This window comes from Bacteroides sp. Marseille-P8574 (assembly GCF_902825465.1).
Classification (GTDB): domain Bacteria; phylum Bacteroidota; class Bacteroidia; order Bacteroidales; family Bacteroidaceae; genus Bacteroides; species Bacteroides uniformis.
In genome coordinates, this window is the sequence record NZ_CADEBE010000001.1 from 1059790 (window position 1) to 1080789 (window position 21000).

Here is a 21000-nt window from a genome sequence, read left to right on the forward strand (position 1 = left end):
ATATATTATGAAACTATCTCTTAATGAACAAAGCAAGAAACAAGTATTCAAGCAGCTCTACGAGGAGTACTATGCCCCCTTCTGCTTGTATGCCAAGCGTTTTGTTGACAATAAAGAGACTCGCGAAGACATTGTTTCCGAAGTATTCGCCTCCCTATGGAACAACATGGACAACTTCGAGATAGACCCGAAAACGATATTGGGTTACCTCAAGATGTGCGTGAGGAACAATTGCCTGAACTACCTGAAGCATCAGGAATATGAATGGAATTATGCGGAAGTCGTCAAAAAGAAAACCCCTGTCTACGAAACGGAACCGGACAGTGTATATACCTTAGACGAAATGTACCGGATGCTGTACGGTACCCTGAACAAGCTTCCTGAGAGCTACCGCATTGTCTTCATCGAGAGCTTCTTCAAGGGAAAAACGCATACAGAAATAGCGGAAGAGCTGAACCTTAGTGTGAAGTCAGTCAACCGCTATAAACAAAAAACATTGGAATTTCTGCGCAACGAGCTAAAAGAATACATGCCGTTGCTGCTGCTATTCATTTCCCGGTAGGACTCCACCTTATTAAAGGTATTGCTCATCAGGGAATCTTGTGAGCATAATAATCCATTTACTCTTCCGGCTTCAGCGGTTCGCTGCCCATAGTCAGTTCCAGTGTACCGCCGTCCACTATATCCTGATGCGTGAAGAATGGAGTCTCCAGCTTATTGCCGTTCAGCACAATGCTCTGCACATACTTGTTATCGCGGCTATTGTTGTGGGCTATCACCTTGAACGACTTGCCGTCTTTCAGATGAACGGTCGCCTCGTTGAACAGCGGGCGTCCGATGGAATATACCGACTTGCCGGGGCATACCTGATAGAAGCCCATCGCATTCAGAATGTACCATGCAGACATCTGTCCGCAGTCTTCATTGCCCGAAAGTCCGTCGGGGTTGTTGAAGTAAAGCGTATGCAGCACCTCATCCACAATCTCCTGCGTACGCCAGGGCTGGCCTACGTAGTTGTAGAGATGGGCAATGTGATGGCTCGGCTCATTGCCGTGAGCATACTGGCCTATCAGACCGGAAATATCCACCGAAGTCGATTCACCTTCCAGCTTGGAATCGGCAGTGAACAGAGAATCCAACTTGCCGATGAAAGCGTCGCGTCCTCCCATCAGTTCTACCAATCCGTCTACATCGTGGGGAACGAACCAAGTCCACTGCCAGGCAGTGCCTTCGCAATAGTCATCGTTACGGTGATTGGATGCGCGGGGGTTGAAAGGCGTACGCCAGTTGCCCTCACTGTCCAGTCCACGCATGAAACGGGTACTCGGATCGAAATAAACTTTATATCCCTCGGCAAAGGCAGCATACTTGTCGCGGTTGACTTCGTCGTCCAAGGCACCTGCCAGTACAGAGATGCACCAGTCATCGTAAGCATACTCCAGCGCTTTTGCCACGGACTCATTGTCTTTGTCGCAAGGCACGTAGCCAATCTTGTTCTTCCAGTACTTGGCCTGCGGCATCAGATGCGGCACAACCAAAGGATGCGTGATAATGCCCGTCGTATCGTATTCTGCCGTACGGAGGCAAGCCTTATAGGCCTCCTGCACGTCGAAGTTACGGTATCCCTTTACATACGAATCCGCTATGAGGGAAGCTGCATGATAACCAATCATGGTACCCGTATAGTTTCCGGCCAGTTCCCACATAGGCAGGACGCCGCCCTCGCGGGACTTCTGGATGAGCGAACGGATGAAGGCCTCGTTCAGTTCTGGATCGATAATCGTCATCAGCGGATGATAGGCACGGAAAGTGTCCCATAAAGAGAAAATGGTGTAGACAGGCTCGTCCACCCTGCCTTGATGGGGCTTCAAGTCCATACCAAAGTAACGTCCGTCGGCATCGGTAAATAAGTTGGGCTGCATGCCCGTGTGGTAAAGTGCCGTGTAGAACATGGTACGCTGGTCGTTGTCCTTCGTATCGATGTCAATCTTGGAGAGATAAGTGTTCCACTGCTGGCGGGCAGCACGGCGCACACCGTCAAAATCCCATCCGGAGATTTCGGCTTCCACATTCTTGCGGGCACCGTCCATATCCACGGCAGACACACCTACCTTTACCAATACCTCCTCATTGGGCTCCGTCTGGAATTGCAGTAAAGCTTTAGCTGTAGGCAGAAGCGGACCGCCTTCGTCCAATGCCATGGAGTCCGTGACCAGCGTATAGGTAAATGGTTTGGAGAACTTGGCGTAGAAGTTGATATACTGGTCGAAAGCCCAATATACAGTCTTCTTGCGTCCACGGATTTCAGTATCGCTGATTACTTCCAGCTCCATCTGTTCATTCTTCTGGCGCTGAATGCTATAATCCAAGTCGAGGATAAAGCCTGCATCTTCCGCTTTCGGGAAGGTATAGCGATGAATCGCCGCACGTTTGGTAGAGGTCAGTTCGGCTTTCACCCCGTAGCGGTCCAAAAATACGGAATAATATCCCGGTTCGGCTGTTTCATTCTCGTGGGAAAAGGCAGAGGCGTACGCCATCTGCTGGCTCTTCGAGCCCATAGAGTGGTAATCCTGCCGCCCTACAGTGGGCATCAGCAACACATCCCCGTAATCGGCACAACCCGTACCGCTGACGTGAGTATGTGAAAATCCGTTGATAGTAGTATCTGCATAGTAATATCCGGAGCAGGCATCCCACTCGTAGATACGCGTGTCGGGGCTGGGCTGAATCATTCCGTTGGGAACTACCGCTCCGGGATAGGTATGCCCATGTCCGCCCGTACCGATGAACGGATTGACGTAAGACGCATAGTCCGGTGCCGTCTGGGTACAGCTGCAAACCGCCCCCAGCAGAAAAAGTCCGCCCAACAGTATGGAACTAGATTTCATGTTTTTCTTCATATTGTTTATTGTATAAGTAAGTGTATAGCTTCATAATAGAATCTTGTTATATGAGAATGCTTGAGGAGGGCCGCCCCATTACTTTGAGCAAAGCCCTCCTTTGTTTCATGTATGAAAAGGTTCAAGCATCCATTTTTCCGAAACCTCAGTTTACGGAAAACATGGCATCAGCGTACCTTCTTCATCGTATAGTTCTCACTCACGAAGTAAGGAACATCGGGGAAGATGTCGTTCTCAATCTCACCGACTACATACTTATAAGGGTTGATAGCCCATCTGTTGCCCAAACCATAGATACGCATATCACCGTTAGGAGCAATATCGCCATCCATGGAATAATTATCATACTTAGGATATGCTTTCCACTGGAAGGCATTACTATAAGTACCGAAATGCATCTTGTAGGTAGCAGGGTCTTCAGCATCGCCCTCATGAATGGTTTGCGGATAGATGAGCAGTGCACCGTTATAGTAATCGCAATGCATCGGATACTTACCGGTAATTTCGGGGAAAGTACCCCAGTTGTAAACTACATATCCGGTACCTTCTTCATCTTTCTCTATAATTACATTCTTCTCAAAATCCTGACTGCCTTTCCAATCCCACCAGCGAGGATTGCCTTCTTCATCCACATAGGTAAAGAGGGAGTTACTGGAAGTTACTTTCCATTCACCGACCAAATCTTCATAGCCCATCATCTTTCCTTGATAAGCTTCACCAGTACGGTTCCAGTACTTACCGCTCCACTCCACTTCATCATCAAAAAGTACTTTACTTATTTCCGAAAGCAGCGTATAATACTGATACATCAGCGGTTTGGGATTGTAGAACATCTGAATGCCATAACCTTCATCTTTCACTTTTTGGAATTTGCTCTTGTCAAATCCATTCCAACCTCCGTTCAACTCATCATTAATCTTCCAAGGCAGCGGAGCATACTTGGATTTGGGCAGGTTCTCAAAATGAGACGCTTCACGGCCAAAAGCTCCATTAGGATTCTGATTCTGGTAATAACCATAGGTCATATAGTCCACAATATCACCAACTTTCACACCTTCTACCTCGCCATCGGGAGAATCAAGCGAACCATATTCATACACACCGATCAGTTTATCTCCAAATACCTGGCGGCACTCATAAACCAAACGTGCGAAGTTGGCACGTGAACGTTTTTCGAAGCCGGGACTGGGGTTGGAGTTGTTGTAACTGGTGTACTCATCATCAAAGTCAATGCCATCCAAACCATAGATATCCAAATAAGCCTTCAGTTCCTTGGCAAAGTCTTTGGCGGCAGCTTCAGAAAGGTTACCCATACCGGCCTCATCATGGTTGCCAAGAATAGTCATAGCCACCTTAATGCCCTTAGCCTGCAAAGGACGGATGAACTTATCCGCATTTCTCAGCAAGAAAGAAACCTGGTCATTGCAAAAAACATGTACGCGACCGGTCTTGCTATCCACATTGATATTGGCAGCAAAAATGCTGACTACATCAAAGAAAGGCTTTCCGTCGCTCTTCATGGTATATTCACCCATATTCAAGATGTTCTCGTCATTTACTTCCACAAAGCAATGTGTAAGTATATCACCCTTACTGATACTCTCAGGAATAGCAGCCAAAGGCTTTACCAAGTAAATATATTCCTGATTGTTTGTAGAAACTTCCACACCGTTATTGGCAGATGCAGAAACGGCAACAGCATAAGTTTGTCCGATTGTGCCTCCTGCATTGATATTCAGTTCCACAGAAGCCGACTTCTGTTCGCCCGCCTTGATAATGACAGTTCCACCGTTCGCCAGACTCAACTTATCGGCGGGATACATTTTATAGCTTGTTCCATTCTTCTTATTATAAGCTTCCAAAACGTCTTCGTCCACTTTGAAGGTCACCGTAACATCCTGCTCTGCAGCTTTGCTCAGTTCAAAATAGAGATGTCCGGTAGCAACCTTGTCGCCAAAAACGGAAATCGGAGTAAGTTCACGTGCACCAGCGGCAGACTTTACATAACCATACACGCCATCCACAGTATCCAGCTTGTCGCTGTTGCCGGTGTTGATGACAACATCATCTTCACAACCGGTAAAGCATATTCCTGCACATGCAAAAGCCATTGCCAGCAAGCCTGATTTTACATGATTCATATATTTCATAATCAATATCTTTTTATTTGAATTAAGGTATAACTAAATTATTTGGCGGGCAGTTCCACAGCAGTCCAAGTCAATGGTTCAACTGCAGTAGCATTGTTCTCATTTCCGCTATAGTCATGAATGGCAGTACCGGCACCTTCATCGAACTTCCAGTAAGAAACCAGTCCGTCAGCATCCGGATCTACCTGGTAGAAGTGGTCCTTTGCATTGATTTCTGCTGATGTCAACACCTTGTTCCAGATACGTACCTCTGAGATGTTACCTTCCAACCAGCGGTCACGATTGTATGAATGACCAATCCAGAATCCGTTACCTTCATCAGTCATAGTCTGCCCCCAGTTCACAGCACCGCAGTCCAAAGTAGTCTCCAACATATTCTTACCATTGATGTAAACTATAACAGTTTTTGCATCCGCATCGTAGGTCACAGCTATATGTGTCCATTCATTTGTCGGAATAGCCAGACTCTCATCAGTCACATTGCCACTGCTTGTAGCCACCTGCAATTGGTTCTGAGGAATTCCGGCATCACCGATACGGAGCAGGAACTTGCCTTCGATACCCATAATGGAAGTCAGCATCTTGTCGAACTTGCTTACGCGAATCAACGCTTCTGCCGTCAGTTTATTCATATTATTGGCTACATCCGGATTGGTCCAAGTTACGTAAACCAGATTCTTGGTAATATCAGGAACCGTATTAATCAATGCAGCACCCTTCAGCACGTAGTACATGGTACCGGAGCTCTTCAAGACTCCGATACTTGCCTGGTCTACCGTAACCGGCAATACATATACCTTCTCACGGTCCAGTTCCGTCAAGTTCTTGAAGCTGACAGTGATGTCATCTGAAATGACAGCACCGGCCAAAATGGTAGCCTGCGGAGTTTCTACCGTATAATAATTTTCCGGCAGCGCCTCGGCTGTGTCATAATAGGTGGCGTTATAAGTAGCTACCAAGGAAGGGTCCGCCTTCAAGGAAATAGTTATGTCCCGTGATTCAGGGCGAGCCATTGAAATCCGGAATGAACCTTCCGTATCGGAAACTGTGTTTTTCAACAACACAGTGCTGGTCATCGCCGAGCTGTTGATATACACCTGATTATCGAAATTCTCAACGTCATTATCATTACAAGCAGCAAATACACCTGCCAATAATGCCATCGATACTAAATATATACTTTTCAGTTTCATGATATTCTTTTATTTTTTAGGAGCAGGATTCATAATATTGATAGCTTCTCTCACGTATTGGTAGGTATTGGTTGCATTGTAGTAATCATTCTGCATGTTCTCAATAGCCAAACCAGCTTTTATAAACTCAGCAGACGGCTCTGTCACCCAATAAGCGGCTTCCGACAGAGCTCTCAAAGCATTGTAATATCCGGTAGTCTTATCAGTTGTATCCAGAGAGATGGTAGATGCCGATACAATGAAGCGGTCAGCCGGAACACCGTCTGCCATCAAGGCCTGAAGCGCTTCTATCCCCAGTTGGGCAACATCCGTGACATCATTTGTAATCAAGATGATATGGTCACAAGAAGACAGTACAGACTGACCTATCAGGTTGGCAGGATACCCCTGGAACACCAGCTTCTTACCCGAATTGGCGCTCTTCCAGTTGGCTATCACACTGAAAAAGGTATCTTGATTTGCCTTTGCTTCAGCCTTGTCAGCTTCGGACATGTAGATAGGATTGCTGCCGCGATATTCAGCAACAATGCCGTCGAAAGGAGCTTCCAGAGCAATCAATCTGTTCAACTCAGCAGAAAGATAAGCCGAGAATGTGGACGTTTCCGTTCCTTCCTTCACCTTGTCGGTATGTTCCTTCAAGATATTGTCATAACTGATAGAGTAGAATACTTTTGTTCCTTTCTCGTGTACACTTACAATGTCTTTCAGTTCGAATTCCACTAAATCGGGAGTAGTCACAATAATTACGTCCAGACTGTCAGGCACATCTGACATGTGTTGCCCACGACTGAAAGGAACTTTCTCACTATTATCAAACCAGCCGTACACAATCTTATGGTCAGAATTCTTATATTCCTGCAAGTTCTTCAGATACTTGGCATACAATTCGGGAGACTGTTCGTCGATTCCGGGTTCTGCCAAATTGATGCTTTCTGTATCTGTCCAGTCGGAGCAGGCAGACAATGCCAATACGGAAAAAGCTGCCAGCGCAATTCCTTTAAATGATTTCTTATATAATTTCATAATTATTCAGCATTTATTGTTATTATTTACGTGCCCACCATACATCAGTAGCCATGTTGTCCGGTCCACCCAGATAATTGCTTACTGCATCCTGCACGTTTTCAGTATTATTTGTATATTCTTCAGAAGGATAAGGCATGCGACGTGCACCTTTCTCGCTGTCAACAATTCCATTACTCTTATTGCCTTCGCTGGTTGCAGGCAACAGTTTGGGATAACCCGTACGACGGTAATCAGCCCAAGCCTCGTTGCCTAACGGCCAGTTAGCAATCCATTTCTGAGTAATGATACGCTCCTGCTTTTCCTCTTTGGATGCTCCCTCATTCCATTTGATGGTAATGTTTGAAAGGTTCTTTTCATACGTATTAAGACCAGCAGGATCCTTATAAAGGGCAGGGACACTGCTTTCATCAGCCAGATAACTGTCTACCCCCGTAGCTCCCCATTGTTCAAAAGAAAGGCGGACACCTTGTTCATAAAAATCAGCCGCAGTTCCTTTCATGCTGAAACCATAGACTGCAGTAGCTTCAGCGCGCAAGAAGGCAACTTCCGCTGCATTCATCCAAAGCACAGGGTCTGAAGAGGAAATCTTCACCCGTGAATAATTTATGAAAGATTCCCTCGCTTTGCTGAGATCGATACCACGGCGTAATCCTACATAAGACTCTCCCTCCCATTTGGATTCTTCAAAATAGCTGGCGCGGCGATTGTCATTGTAACCGTTCATGTAACAGATGATGTCAGCAGCAGGATGGGTATCACCGCCTGATGCTTCTTCATTATAACGCACTGCCATAAACAGCGGGTTGCTGATTGTTCCGAAATACTTCCATGTAGCATTGTCTGCATTTGTTTCAATCAAGCCCAGTTCATGATTCACTGCGCTTTCAGCCATCTCTTTGGCTTTGGCAGGACTTACATTGGCAATGCGGATAGCTAGACGCAACTTCAATGAGTTGGCAAATTTCACCCATTTCTGTACATTACCGCTGTATACGAAGTCTGCAGAAGCGACCAACGCCGCGTTTCTGTTCTCGGTCAGCACCTCAATGGACTCGTCCAGTTCCTTGAAGAATGCATTGTAGACTTCTTCCTGCGTATCATAAGGAATAGTTATCTTGCCATCCTGACCAATCTTGGAATAAGGGATGGGACCATATGTATCAGTCACGCGGCTCATGGCAGCAACCTTTATGATTTGTGCAATAGCATAGGGAACCGGATTGTTGGTATTCTCCGATACTTGTTTCACTGTGCTCAAGTTAGCATATAATGTCGAGATGATACGGTCACTCATCAAGAATACGCGTGTCCAGTCATTCGTAGCATTAAAATTGGATATTGTATTGGACCAGCCGGCATTTGAATCGGCAAAATAACCTCCCAACGGTCCGCCCAACAAACAATCGGTAAATTGTGCCGTATTGACGTCTGACGAAATAACCGTACTTGCCAAGTTACTCATGGCAGAACCCAGTGCATAATCATCGGGAGTCAAATCGCCCGGTTGATAAGGATTGGAATTGATATCCATATAATTGCCGGTGCAGGACATAAAGCCCATAAGCAATGGAGCAATAATCAATTTATTTATTATATTTCTCTTTTTCATATCGTTTGGTATTAAAATTTAAAGCTCAAGCTAAAGCCGATGTTACGCAAAGCCGGCATCATGAAATAGTCGATTCCCTGATAGAAGTTATCGGTAGAAGCCACACTTTCTGGATCGAAAGGAGCCTTGCTGTAAATCATCCATAAGTTGCGGCCTACCAACGAAACCTTGATATCACACACATCGTTCAACAACTTTTTGGGAATAGTGTAACCCAAGGAAACTTCCTGCAGGCGAACGTTGGTAGCAGAGTAAGTATAGTATTGGGGAACAGCTGTACCACTACCGACTACACCATACCATGTTTCGGGATTTACCTTGTCCTTGCCATTCACCAATACGTAACCTAAATCACGTGCATCCGCAGAGGCCTCAGACACACCATAGTAATCCAACATGGCTTGTGTACGTGAGTAGACCACACCACCCAAACGGGCTGAAATCAAAAAGCCTGCTGTGAAATTCTTCCAGATGAAGTTGTTACGCCAAGCCAAATTCCCCTTAGGAAGTACACTTCCCAATTTGATGTATTTGTCAGGATCGGTAATGGTTTCCGTAGCAACTGCTCCGTTCTGGTCTACAAAAATCTGTCCATTGGCATCACGCTTCATATCTCTCAGAGAGTAAAGGTCCCCCATGCTTCCTCCCTCTTTCAGCAAGAAGCGGGCATCACCTAAACCACCCATATTCAACGTGCTCAAAGAGAACAACTCACCGGTAACGGGGTTGATGGCTTTGTCTGCCAGTGTCAAAATCTTATTCTTGTTGCTGGAAAAAGTTATACCAGTATCCCATGTAAAGTCCTTCCAAGTATTCTTATAGTTCAGTGACAACTCAATACCGGAGTTACGTACGGCACCGGTCTGGATATACAAAGCCGACCAACCGCTGACAGGCAACTGCGGATTGAATGTCTGATTCATAGTCTTGGCATTGTAATATGTCACATCCAATTCAAAATTTTTGAGGAAACGCATGTTCAAACCGATTTCCCAAGAATTGGTACGCTCAGGCTTCAGATTATACAACGGATATTGAGTCGTGATACTCCATTGACCGGAACTTGAATTCCATTCGTAGTGAGGATTAGCCAAGTATCTGGAGAAAGCACTACCAACAGATGCCCATGAACCACGAACCTTTATAAAAGAAAGATAATCTTTGTTCAAGTTAGGCATCAGTTCAGACAGTACAACAGAACCACCGACTGAAGGATAAAAGAATGATTTACTGTTGGAGTTGGGACCTGCCAACTGTGAAGGCCAGTCGTTACGTCCGGTCAGCGTCAAGAAGTAAGTATTCTTGTAACCAAGCTCAGCCGAAGCGAAGAGAGACTGAGTCTGTTCACGCCATCCCTCCTGCAAGCGCTGTGTCTTGCTGGCACTCAGGTTCTGGATAGCAAAGTAGTTGGTTAGACCTACCGGTTCACCACCGAAAGCATCACCACCGTCAGCAATCGGACCACGTGTTTTCATTGCATCCGAACGTATATCGGAGAATGAACCACCGACGTTGGCCTGGAGTGACCAGTCTTCACCGAAATATTTGTTGATACTCACCAGGAAGTCAGCATACAACTGTTTGTCCTGCGTCTTAGTAATACCATAAAGACCTCGTGAAGAACTCTCGGTGAGCTGAGTATTGGTAGAAGCATAAAACTTTTCTGTATAGTCATTATTGGAGTTATCCAAACGTACACGTCCTGAAACAGTCAGCCAGTCCAGAATCTTATAGCTCAAACCGGCATTCAGCATATAGCGATCCTTCTTGTTCTGGCGCAAATTGCGGTAGTTAATCCAATAAGGATTCTGCATTACCATACCTTCGTCCCCTACCGGCCAATATTGCGTATAAATCTTACGGGCAGCGTCATAGCGCTCATACATGCTGATATCCGACCAGTCGTTGCTGCGCGGGAACAAATAAGCACCCACCAACGGGTTATTGTAGGTACCCTGGTTCGTCATGTTCTGGTCATTCTGCAGAATATAGCTTGCACCGAAGTCCAAAGTCATCTTGTCGTCCAAGAAAGTAGTGGTATTACGTACCGTGAAGTTGTAACGGTTGTATTTGTTGTTGGGAACAATACCCTTAGAGTTTACGGCAGCAGCCGATGCATACGTCTGGTTTTTTTCTGTACCAGTTGACAAAGAGATGCTTTCCGTCCCTACAATACCCGTCTGGAAATAATCATCTTTCGGACTGTAATTGTAATTATTGGCTGCAGACAAAGGAGCTCCCCAGCTCATGGCTCCTGAAGTGCTCATCACACCACCGGTTCCCGTACCATACCGGTTTTGGAAGCTCGGCATCACAAACGGATTGGTGAATTCAGTATTGCTGCTGACAGTAAGACTCACCTTACCTTCTTTACCTTTCTTTGTAGTGATGACAATGGCACCGTTGGCAGCTTCCGAACCGTACAAGGCAGCAGCGGCGGCGCCAGTCAAGACCGACATTGACTCGATGTCTTCCGGGTTGATGTCAGCAATCGGTTCTGAAGATCCCTGGGAGTCGAACTCCTTACCTCCGGCAGTACCACGGCCAGAGAAAATAGGCACACCGTCAATTACATAAAGTGCATTGGAAGACTGCATGATGGATTTCGTACCACGCATCACTACCTTTGACACGCCACCCACACCGGATGAAGAAGCATTGATATTCACACCTGCTACTTTACCACTCAATGAGTTCACAAAGTTGGCGTCTTTATTGGAAGTAATGGCATCTGTATTCACCTGCTGTACATTGTAGGACAATGCCTTTTCCGAACGCTTGATACCTAGGGCAGTAACCACAACTTCTTCAAGCTGTTGGGTATCTCCGGCCATCATCACATTAATCGATGCATTACCTTTCACGGGAATTTCCTGCGTAGTATAACCGATATAAGAGAATACGATCACCGGATTCGCTTCCGTAGTGGTCAACGTAAAGTTACCGTCGAGGTCGGTAATGCACCCGTTGCTGGTACCTTTTATCAATACATTCACACCAATCAGAGGTCCCATGTCATCTGACACGACTCCGGTAATCGTCCGTTCTTTCCCTTGTTGGTTGCCCTCTTGAGGAGCAGCAGACTTTTCAGAAAGATAAACGATGTTATCCTCCACTTTATAGGAAATGTCTTTCCCTTTGAGAATAACATTCAAAGCATCTTCTATAGACGCATTGTTCACTTTGACGTTTTCTACCGGCAACGCAGCCAGTTTGTCGTCATAAAAAAATTGATACTTGGATTGAGACTTGATTTGTTCAATGACTGTCCTCAATGTGCCGCGAGACACATTCAGGTTTAATTGGGCAAAGCCCCACTGGATAGAAACTGCCATGAACAACAAAACTAATAAAGCCCGCATGAACGTCGAACTCCGAAAAGCATAATTGTCTTTCATAAACACAATTTATAGGTTATACAATAAATTACTTCGAGAGATTCATTCTCTCGCATTCCTATATAAAACAACAGACAATGAAAATACACTTACTGAAAAAGTATCTTTTTTATCATTAATCCTAAAAAAAAAGAGTTACCCCGAAAATAAGTTGATATATCATTTTGCTCAATATTACTAACGAAGTAAATAATTATTTCCACCTGATTCAAGAAAAACACCTATAATACAGATAGTAAATAACAAAATGATATATCAACTTATTTTCGAGGCAACCCTTTTCTTACTATATTATTACTATTCTTTACTTCTTCAGTTCATTCGAGAAAGAATAAGGATAATCTTCCGGCTGCGTACCTCTCTTCATATTAGGCTGGCTGCCCATATCAAACCTCAAGGTACCGCCATTCTGCAAATTGCCATGCGTCAGATAATTCCTGGAATAATCCACGCCGTTCACCTTGAGAGACTCGATATACATGTTCTCCGGTGAGTTATCCGGAGCGTCAATTGTCAGGGACTTACCGTTCTCGAAATGGAGGGTAGCCTTACGGAACAGAGGGGCGCCCAGTACATACTCGTCCGTACCAGGGCAAACCGGATAGAAACCAAGTGCAGAGAAGACATACCACGCGGAAGTCTGACCGTTGTCCTCGTCACCGCAATAACCGTCGGGACCGGCAGTGTACATGCGGTTCATTACCTGACGAAGCCAATATTGGGCTTTCCAAGGCTCCCCGGCATAATTATAAAGGTAAATCATGTGCTGGATGGGCTGGTTGCCATGGGCATAGTTACCCATATTCATCACTGTCATCTCACGGATTTCATGGATTACCTGGCCGTAATAGCTGTCATCGAACAAGGGTGGAACAATAAAAACAGAGTCAAGCATCTCCACGAAAGATTCCTTGCCACCCATCAAGTCTATCAGACCTTGAGGGTCGTGGAATACAGACCAGGAATAGTGCCAACTGTTACCTTCAGTAAAGGCATCACCCCACTTCAATGGAGAGAAAGGAGCCTGGAACTGGCCGTCTTGATTACGACCACGCATCAGCTTGCTTTCCTTATCAAACACATTCCTATAGTTCATGGCACGTTCCGCAAAGAGTTTCTGCTCCTTCTTCGGACGGTTCAACTCTTTTGCCATGCGGTAGATGCACCAGTCATTATAAGCATACTCCAAAGTACGGGCAGTGTTCTCGTTGATTTTCACATCGTAGGGAACATAACCAAGCTTATTGTAATACTCATAGCCGAGGCGACCCGTAGAAGAGACCTCGGGATGGACATTCTTTGTACCGTTGATGAGACCTTCGTACAGCGTCTGCACATCCTCCACCTTCACACCTTTCAGATAGGCATCTGCCAGTACGGAAGCAGAGTTGTTGCCAATCATACAGCCACGGTGACCCGGACTTGCCCATTCGGGGAAGAAACCGCTTTCCTTATAGGTGTTGACAAGACCTTCCTGAATCTGCCTGTTCACTGACGGATACATCAGATTAAGGAATGGAAAGAGACAGCGGAAAGTATCCCAGAAACCGGTATCCGTATACATATAACCGGGCAGCACCTGACCATTGTAAGGGCTGTAATGAATAGGACTTCCCGCCTCATCCAGTTCATAGAATGCACGGGGGAATAACAAGGAACGATACAAACATGAGTAGAAAGTACGGTACTGGTCAAGGGTTCCGCCTTCCACATCAATACGGCCCAGCACCTTGTTCCAGGCATCCTGACCTTTCTGAACCAATGTTTCCAAATTGTCATTGCCAAGCTCCTTCAAGTTACGGTCAGCCTGCTCAAAACTGATGAAAGAAGAGGCTACACGGGCATGTACCACTTCACCCTTGCGGGTTTTGAAGCCGATAACAGCACCGGCGTGTCCGGCTTCCTGCTCAACCTTATTCTCGGTCAAGACGCCATCGGCTACAGACGCCTTATAAGTAAAAGGCTTGTCGAACTCTATCACGAAATAGTTCTTGAAGTTCTCGGGAACACCGCCGCTGTTACGGGTAGTATAACCGATAATACGATTCTGTTCCGGAAGTATCTTCACATAAGAGCCCTTGTCAAAGGCATCAACAACAACGTATGAATGATCATTTTCAGGGAAAGTGAAACGGAACAATACGGCACGGTCGGTAGGGGTGAACTCGGTAACCACATCGTGTTCGGCAAGATATACCTTATAATAATGAGGAAGTGCCACTTCGCCCTTGTGGGAGAACCAGCTTGCACGCTTCTCCTCATCAAACTCGGGCTTGCCAACCACCGGCATGATGGAGAACTGCCCGTAGTCGTTAATCCAGGGACTGGGCTGGTGTGTCTGCTTGAAACCACGGATCTTGTTCGCGGTATAGACGTATTGCCAGCCGTCACCCATCTTACCAGTCTGAGGAGTCCAGAAGTTCATACCCCAGGGACGTGCGATCGCAGGATAGGTATTACCGGTGGAAAGCTCGAAAGTAGACTGCGTGCCGACAAGAGGACTGACATACTGGGTAAAGTCCTTGGCATGCAGCCACAAGGAACTGCTCACAAAAAGAAACAATAGGATTAATTTTCGCATAATATTAGAAAGTTGTTAGTATTAAATAAATTCTTCTCGTCATATCTCGGATTTGTGCGGCCTTCCTACTTCATTGAGGAGAGGAAAACACTGTTCCCCACAATTTTATACTCCAATGGAATGGCATTCTTTATCAGATTCAGCACAGCCCCCACACTCTCTTTTTTCTTCAGTGTACCCGAGTAGGTCTTGCTTACATCTATGTTCGGTGCCAGAATTATCCTCACCCCATACGAATTCTCCAATGTACGCGCAATGGTGTATAGGTCAGCCTTCTCAAAGACAAACTCATTATTGTGCCAGTTTTCGATTCCCGTATCCACCTGCTTCACCACCAGACGCCTAGTCATTCCGTTCAGCTCGGCTTTCTGTCCGGGGGCAAGGATAATCATACCCTCGCCATGATTGCCTTTCACCTCTACTTCGCCTTTCAGAAGGGTAGCTACTGCAGACATCTTAGCCTTGTCAGACTTGAGGTTGAAAACAGTTCCCAATACTCTGACCTGCATGGCCTCACTCTGTACGACAAACGGTTTTTCCGGATTCCTCATTACCTCAAAATATCCTTCTCCTTCCAGATAAACCTTTCTTCCCTTCCCTGCAAACTCATACGGATATTTCAAGGTAGTATTTTTATTCAGCCAGACTTTTGTGCCATCCGGCAGTTTCAATTCCTTAATCTTATCATGAGTGGTGACAGCCAGTAATGTTTCCGGCTGGCTATAAGTCTGATAAAAAAGATAGCCGAAAGTACCCAAAAGGAAGAAGCCCACAAATACGGCCGCATACCGCATCCATCCAACCATCCTCCGTACCTTGTATTGTTTCGTCTTCTCTTGTTCCAACCTTTTAAACAATCGCTTTTCGACCTTTTCTATGTCTTGTGCATTCGAAGTATCCCCCAGTCTCCCCAAGTGGTAAATCTCCTCCAGCCTGAACAATTCGCGTGCATTCTCACCCGACCCTTCCAGCCAGGCGTTCACCTCACGAAGTTCATCTTCCGTACATTCACCCATAAGGAACTTGGCCAATATCTCCTCATTCAACTTATTCATTCTTTCCTTCATTATGATAATAAAACAACGCTGCTCGCAAAAACACTTACTTTCCCGATGAAAAACAGAGCCAACATCAGGTTCAGATACCCCAGTTTATCGCGCAGCAACTTCAAAGCTTTGTACATGTGAGCCTCCACCGTACGCAATGACACTCCCATCGTATCAGCTATCTCCTTATTCTTCATATCATGCAGATAGCTGAGTTTGAATACCATCCGGCACTTGTCCGGCAATTCATTGATGGCATCGGACAGCTTCCTTCTGAGTTCGGCATCCTCTATCCGTTTCACCACATCATTGCTGTCGGGTTGATAGAACTCAACCCTCTTTTTATGGATTTCGAGCATGACAGCCTCATAGCCACTTACAATGTCCCGATGCTTCAGAACGTTCAAGGCACGGGTATACACCGCCCTATACAAAAAAGCCTGAATCTGCTCTCCCACCTTCATGGTATCTTTCCGCTTCCACAGCTCCACGAAAACATCCTGCACCACATCTTCCGCATCTTCTTCCCCCACAATGCGTGTGGCGTAGAACAGCAGATTGGTATAATACCTGCGGAAAAGGGATTTATATGTCAAGTCGAAATGTTCATCCATATTTTAGCCGGTTATCGGGGGCTGTACCATGCATCACCTGGCTTATCCCCCATTTCAAATTCGAAAACACTTCCATCCATTATCTGTTCATGCGTAATATAACTTTTGTCATAGCTCTTACCGTTGAGTTTGACAGATTGAATGTAGCAATTTTCCTTGCTCACCGCCGGTGCCAGTACCTTAAAGGTCTTTCCACCAGGCAGGTGCATCTTCATTTCCGGATATAGGGGGGTACCGATTTCATATTTTCCGCCAACCGGGTCTACCGGATAAAAGCCCATCGCACTGAACACATACCAAGCAGACATCTGTCCGCAATCCTCGTTGCCACACAAACCGGCAGGAGTGTTCAGGTAGAGTTCATGCATCACCCGGGCTGCATATTTCTGGGTTTTCCAAGGTTGATCCACAGCATTGAACAGATAAATGACGTGATGGCTAGGCTCATTTCCATGCGCATACTGGCCAATCATTCCGGTGCTGAAAATAGGCAGCTCATCATCTGCAGAAGGATTATAGGTAAACATACTGTCCAGCTTCTGGGCAAACCGTTCCTTACCTCCGGTCAAAGCTATCAAGCCGTCAATATCCTGCTGTACAGACCAGAAGTACTGCCAGCCGTTGCTCTCGCAGATGTGCGGAGTATAGTCGTCCGGCGAGAAGTTCCGGATAAACTCTCCCTTGTCATCACGGGGCTGCATGAAAGAACTTACCGGATTGTAAACATTCCGGTAATTACGGGAACGCTTATAAAACTCGTCCGCTACCTCCTTATCGCCCAGTTTCTCTGCCATACGGGCTATACAATAGTCATCGTATGCATATTCCAGTGTTTTAGAAAGTGACCAGTTTTCCGAATTATACTGATCCGTCACATTATAAGGAACATAAGCATATTTCTTATATAACCCAATGCCACGATAAGAATCGATATTGGCAGTAGCTACACAAGCCTCCAAGGCCTTTTTCGCATCGAAGTCCCCAATACCTTTCAGATAGGCATCTACAATAACTGGTACAGAGTGGTAACCTATCATCATATCTGTCTCGCTCCCCTGAAAATTCCATACGGGAAGGCGACCGTTCTGTTCGAAGAAGGCGAGGAAGGACTTCACCATATCGTTCACCCGTTCCGGCTCAATAAAGGTATAGAGAGGATGAGCCGCACGGTAAGTGTCCCACAAGGAGAAAGTACTGTAATTTGTCCAGCTCTCCGCACGGTGCACTTGCTTGTCGGGACCGTAATAAGCACCGTCCACATCACTGTAAATGGTAGGAGCAATCATCGAATGATACAAAGCCGTATAGAACTTGACTTTCTCATCACGGTCATCGCATTTTATTTCTATCCGGGACAATTGTTTGTTCCAATCATCCTGCACAGCTGCCAGGTATTTGTCGAAATCATCATCGGGTACTTCGGCTGCCAAATTACGTGCCGCCCCTTCCATACTCACACCGGAGATGGCAGTACTAACAAGAATCTGTTCTCCTTCCTTAGTCTGAAAGTCGAATCGTGCAATGACGGATGTCCCTATCCGCTTGCCATCTTTCTCTATGGCAGCTGTATCGAGCTGCATCACAACAAACGGTTTGGAGAAACGGGTACGGAAGTAGAGGCGCTGGTCGCGTGCCCAACCGTCAGAGTAACGGTAACCTTGCACCGTTACCGAATCGACGACTTCTATGTGAGAATCATTGGTAAAATCCCAATTCATGGCTTTCCGCAAATTCAGGAAAACGGCAGCATCGGCTTTGGGGAAAGTATACCGCTGAATGCCACAACGCTCGGTGGCCGTCAACTCTACATTGATATTATAATCTTTCAGACGCACCTGGTAATATCCGGCGCTTGCCGACTCTTCCGAATGAGAGAACAAAGAGTGAATGCCGAGCGGAGCTTCCGCCTCCTTATAAGGCAATGTCACCGGCATAAAAGAGATATCATACAAGTCACCAGCGCCGGTTCCGGAGAGATGGGTATGGCTGAAGCCTGCAATGGTACTGTCTGGATAAAAATATCCGGAAATACGGTCCCAGCCCGGCAGTCCGTTGTCAGGACTGAGTTGCACCATGCCAAACGGTGCCTGGGCACCCGGATAGGTGTTTCCAGTAAAATCTGTACCGATAAAGGGGTTCACGAACTCTGTATAAGACATACTCTTCACATCCGACACTTGTGGGGTACATGCCAGAAAGGATGAAAAGACCACAAACAAACAACAAGATTTTATCAAATTCATAACATTATAGGGTTAACGTGTATAGTATAACAACCTAACCGGATAAAACACTTACACATCTTGTCACTTTTTCAACAGAATTCATGCAAACAAAAGTAATACAAAATTCCGATTAATCCTCTTTTTTATTTTGTAAAAATATACTTTACACTATCTTTGCCACAAAAAGTCACAATGAATTACACGACCTATCTTTTCGACTTTGACTATACGCTTGCTGATTCTTCCCGCGGAATCGTCACTTGTTTCCGCAACGTACTGACCCGTCACGGATATACAGAGGTTACAGATGACGACATCAAACGTACCATCGGCAAGACTCTGGAAAACTCTTTTTCCATCCTCACCGGCGTGACAGATGCCGGACAACTGGCAGGATTCAAGGCAGAATACCGAAAAGAGGCCGATACGCATATGACTGTCAATACGGTGCTTTTCCTGGAAACCAAGTCTGTACTGACTGCACTAAAGGACTCTGGCGCCCGCATCGGAATCATCTCGACCAAATACCGATTCCGCATCAAGGAACTCCTCGACCAGCATTTTCCTGAAGATTTTATAGACATCATCGTGGGTGGTGAAGACGTGAAAACCGCCAAGCCATCTCCCGAAGGGCTACTCCTTGCCATTAAGCGGCTACATGTCAGCAAAACCGATACCCTCTATATAGGCGACAGCACGATAGATGCGGAAACAGCCCAAGCGGCCGGAGTAGACTTTGCCGGGGTCACCCACGGAGTAACCACTGCCAAAGAATTGGAAAAGTACCCACACCGGAAAATAATGAGCACTTTAGAAGAACTGCTGGCAGTTCAGGAGGAGCATCCCTCCATATTCAAGATTGAAAGCCCCATCCGACCGGAAAATATGTATGCCACTTCTCCCCGGAAACAGAAAAGGATAAATGCCTGGCAAATCCTCCTTCTATTGACACTCTTTTGGTTGGCTATTGAAGAGCTGGACATGACCGACGACAGCAACTTCTTCCCGGTTGTCTTCATACTGACATTGTGGGGCATCCTCCAAAAAAGAAGGATACTGCCCAACAAAGCAAGAACTTTCATCGACTCATGGTGGCACCCCTACGCAGTACGCCTGCGTGCATTCCACATCAAGCTGATACAAGGAAGGAAAACTCCTCCTGCGAGTACCGAAACCTGCACTTGCCTGAATTGTGGCACCACCTATACCGGCAACTACTGTAACCGTTGCGGACAAAGCCGAAACACTCCACGTTACCGGCTAAGCAACGCCCTTAAAAACATTGCCGGAGGCTTCTTCAATATAGACAATGGTTTTGGACGTACCCTTCTGGAACTCCTCTACCGTCCGGGATACATGATTAGAGACTTCATCGGTGGTAAGCGTATAGAGTATTTTCGCCCGTTCCAGACACTCTTCATTCTTGCAGCTCTTTATATCATGGCTGTGCAACTGGTAGACCCGGAAGCTCTGAGCAAAAAAGCAAAGACGGAAAAGACAGAGCAGACAGACAAAGAAGAAATCATTGCCGCTAAAGAGAAGCTTACCCAAAAGATGGAGAAAACCTATAGCAAAGAGGAAAAGCGAGCCCTCGCCATCACTATAAAAAGCCTGGAGAAAAGCCTGAACAAACTGGAAGAGAAGAACGACTCCACTTCTGCCACACAGGTATCCGAATCGAACAGCGATGATGGCGACCTCATCGATGAGTTTGTAAACGACACCTCGGAGGTGGGAGACAGACTGGAAAAAGTCTTCCAGAACTCTCCTTTCCTAATGAAAGTATGGAATCTGATGAAGAGCTGGGGACACGGAAACAAAGCATTCCGCATCATTGCCACACTGCCTCTGTTTGCACTTGCTACCCAACTTGCCTTCCGATGCCGGAAATATAAGTTAAACTACAATACCACGGAGCATGTATTCATACAAGCCTACATAGCTTGCCAGATACTCCTGCTAAGCATCATCGTGCTGCCTTTCAACGGGTGTGCAAAGGTAGACGATTTGTATGAGCTGCCTTTATGGCTTATTTTCGTCCTATTCTGTTGCGATTACAAACAATTGTACCGCTGCACCTGGTGGAGAAGCTTTTGGCGCACTATCCTCATGCTGACTTACAGTCTTGTGCTACTCGTCATATTTGCATGCCTCGTCATGGCACTAATGCTGGCCGGTATCTATGTACTGAAATTCATCTTGTAACAACAACCATCCCTACATAAATTGTCTCTTCTTGATGAAACAGTTTTTCTCCA

The 21000-nt window shown here is 46.0% G+C and carries 12 protein-coding genes; 2 read left to right on the forward strand and 10 right to left on the reverse strand.

The features are described from left to right. Positions 1 to 7: 7 nt before the first annotated feature. Complete coding sequence (locus HUX74_RS04540) at positions 8 to 562, forward strand: RNA polymerase sigma-70 factor (RefSeq protein ID WP_117588972.1); 555 nt, start codon at positions 8 to 10, stop codon at positions 560 to 562. 58 nt (positions 563 to 620) lie between these two features. Here the strand turns inward: HUX74_RS04540 and HUX74_RS04545 are convergent, their stop codons facing one another. From HUX74_RS04545 to HUX74_RS04590, 10 genes are all read right to left on the reverse strand, one after another. Next, positions 621 to 2900, reverse strand: a complete 2280-nt coding sequence (locus tag HUX74_RS04545) for a GH92 family glycosyl hydrolase (RefSeq protein ID WP_117588971.1) — start codon at positions 2898 to 2900, stop codon at positions 621 to 623. A 167-nt stretch (positions 2901 to 3067) separates the two neighbouring features. Then, a complete protein-coding gene (locus tag HUX74_RS04550) occupies positions 3068 to 5050 on the reverse strand; it encodes a BT_3987 domain-containing protein (protein ID WP_174646285.1) in 1983 nt (660 codons plus the stop codon). 38 nt (positions 5051 to 5088) lie between these two features. Then, complete coding sequence (locus HUX74_RS04555; protein WP_117965949.1) at positions 5089 to 6243, reverse strand: DUF1735 and LamG domain-containing protein; 1155 nt, start codon at positions 6241 to 6243, stop codon at positions 5089 to 5091. A gap of 9 nt (positions 6244 to 6252) precedes the next feature. Next, positions 6253 to 7266: a glycoside hydrolase family 18 gene (locus HUX74_RS04560; protein WP_117965946.1), complete on the reverse strand. Its 1014-nt coding sequence runs from the start codon at positions 7264 to 7266 to the stop codon at positions 6253 to 6255. A 22-nt stretch (positions 7267 to 7288) separates the two neighbouring features. Next, a complete protein-coding gene (locus HUX74_RS04565; protein ID WP_138345103.1) occupies positions 7289 to 8878 on the reverse strand; it encodes a RagB/SusD family nutrient uptake outer membrane protein in 1590 nt (529 codons plus the stop codon). Between the two features lie 11 nt (positions 8879 to 8889). Beyond that, positions 8890 to 12276 (reverse strand): TonB-dependent receptor, encoded by a 3387-nt coding sequence (locus HUX74_RS04570; RefSeq protein ID WP_174646286.1) that lies wholly within the window; start codon positions 12274 to 12276, stop codon positions 8890 to 8892. Positions 12277 to 12580: 304 nt separating this feature from the next. Further along, positions 12581 to 14857, reverse strand: coding sequence for a GH92 family glycosyl hydrolase (locus HUX74_RS04575; protein ID WP_117965937.1), 2277 nt, complete (start codon positions 14855 to 14857; stop codon positions 12581 to 12583). 65 nt (positions 14858 to 14922) lie between these two features. Next, positions 14923 to 15912, reverse strand: a complete 990-nt coding sequence (locus tag HUX74_RS04580; RefSeq protein ID WP_165491389.1) for a FecR family protein — start codon at positions 15910 to 15912, stop codon at positions 14923 to 14925. A gap of 11 nt (positions 15913 to 15923) precedes the next feature. Next, positions 15924 to 16517: an RNA polymerase sigma-70 factor gene (locus HUX74_RS04585; protein WP_117601122.1), complete on the reverse strand. Its 594-nt coding sequence runs from the start codon at positions 16515 to 16517 to the stop codon at positions 15924 to 15926. 11 nt (positions 16518 to 16528) lie between these two features. Next, a complete protein-coding gene (locus tag HUX74_RS04590) occupies positions 16529 to 18760 on the reverse strand; it encodes a GH92 family glycosyl hydrolase (RefSeq protein WP_117965934.1) in 2232 nt (743 codons plus the stop codon). Between the two features lie 174 nt (positions 18761 to 18934). Here HUX74_RS04590 and HUX74_RS04595 point away from each other — a divergent pair, with 174 nt between their 5' ends. Further along, positions 18935 to 20947, forward strand: coding sequence for an HAD-IA family hydrolase (locus HUX74_RS04595; RefSeq protein ID WP_117965931.1), 2013 nt, complete (start codon positions 18935 to 18937; stop codon positions 20945 to 20947). The last annotated feature ends 53 nt before the right edge of the window (positions 20948 to 21000 follow it).

Bases quoted from the DNA above. Each gene is read 5' to 3' on its own strand.
- HUX74_RS04540 (WP_117588972.1), top strand. From the start codon at position 8: ATGAAACTATCTCTTAATGAACAAAGCAAGAAACAAGTATTCAAGCAG.
- HUX74_RS04545 (WP_117588971.1), bottom strand. From the start codon at position 2,900: ATGAAGAAAAACATGAAATCTAGTTCCATACTGTTGGGCGGACTTTTT.
- HUX74_RS04550 (WP_174646285.1), bottom strand. From the start codon at position 5,050: ATGAAATATATGAATCATGTAAAATCAGGCTTGCTGGCAATGGCTTTT.
- HUX74_RS04555 (WP_117965949.1), bottom strand. From the start codon at position 6,243: ATGAAACTGAAAAGTATATATTTAGTATCGATGGCATTATTGGCAGGT.
- HUX74_RS04560 (WP_117965946.1), bottom strand. From the start codon at position 7,266: ATGAAATTATATAAGAAATCATTTAAAGGAATTGCGCTGGCAGCTTTT.
- HUX74_RS04565 (WP_138345103.1), bottom strand. From the start codon at position 8,878: ATGAAAAAGAGAAATATAATAAATAAATTGATTATTGCTCCATTGCTT.
- HUX74_RS04570 (WP_174646286.1), bottom strand. From the start codon at position 12,276: ATGAAAGACAATTATGCTTTTCGGAGTTCGACGTTCATGCGGGCTTTA.
- HUX74_RS04575 (WP_117965937.1), bottom strand. From the start codon at position 14,857: ATGCGAAAATTAATCCTATTGTTTCTTTTTGTGAGCAGTTCCTTGTGG.
- HUX74_RS04580 (WP_165491389.1), bottom strand. From the start codon at position 15,912: ATGAATAAGTTGAATGAGGAGATATTGGCCAAGTTCCTTATGGGTGAA.
- HUX74_RS04585 (WP_117601122.1), bottom strand. From the start codon at position 16,517: ATGGATGAACATTTCGACTTGACATATAAATCCCTTTTCCGCAGGTAT.
- HUX74_RS04590 (WP_117965934.1), bottom strand. From the start codon at position 18,760: ATGAATTTGATAAAATCTTGTTGTTTGTTTGTGGTCTTTTCATCCTTT.
- HUX74_RS04595 (WP_117965931.1), top strand. From the start codon at position 18,935: ATGAATTACACGACCTATCTTTTCGACTTTGACTATACGCTTGCTGAT.